This is a genomic window from Pseudomonas sp. H9 (assembly GCF_004353925.1).
In the GTDB taxonomy this organism is placed as follows: Bacteria; Pseudomonadota; Gammaproteobacteria; order Pseudomonadales; family Pseudomonadaceae; genus Aquipseudomonas.
Window position 1 is genome coordinate 1 of record NZ_SMOK01000051.1, and the last position, 607, is coordinate 607.

Consider the following 607-nt stretch of genomic DNA (forward strand, 5'->3'; position numbering starts at 1 on the left):
GAAGGTGACGTTAGCGTCGCCTTCTTTCGCCGCGTCTGCGGTGACTTCGACCTTGGTGTTTTGCACCGTGTCTTCAACGGTTGCAGTTGCATTCGCGCCTTTGAGGTCGGTGCCTTCGAAGTTGCCGCCATTCACTTCAGTGACGGTCGCGGTGACTTTGCTGGCGTCGGTGTAGACGTCTTCGATGTTGGCGTTCGGGACTTCGAGTTTGCCGTAACCCTTGTCGTCGACAGTGACGAAGTAGTCTTTGCCCGCGACGTTGACGGTCAACACGGCAGTGGAACCGGCCTGTGGCGGGTTGCTCAGCTGGAAGTGGAAGGTGACGTTAGCGTCGCCTTCTTTCGCCGCATCGGCGGTCACTTTGACCGTGGTGTCTTGGATGGTGTCTTTGACATCAACCGTGATCGAGGCATCTTTCAGGTCGGTGCCTTCGAAGTTGCCGCCGTTTACTTCAGTGACGGTGGCAGTGACCTTGCTGGCGTCGGTGTAGACGTCTTCGATGTTGGCGTTCGGGACTTCGAGTTTGCCGTAACCCTTGCTGTCGACGGTGACGAAGTAGTCCTTGCCGCCGACATTGACGGTCAGGATGGCAGTGCTACCGGCCTGT

At 57.7% G+C, this 607-nt stretch carries 1 protein-coding gene; it reads right to left on the reverse strand.

Annotated elements, in window-relative coordinates; all coding sequences use genetic code 11:
- Window positions 1-607: immunoglobulin-like domain-containing protein (locus tag E1573_RS26830; RefSeq protein ID WP_165957394.1), on the reverse strand; the 607-nt coding region annotated here is incomplete at both ends.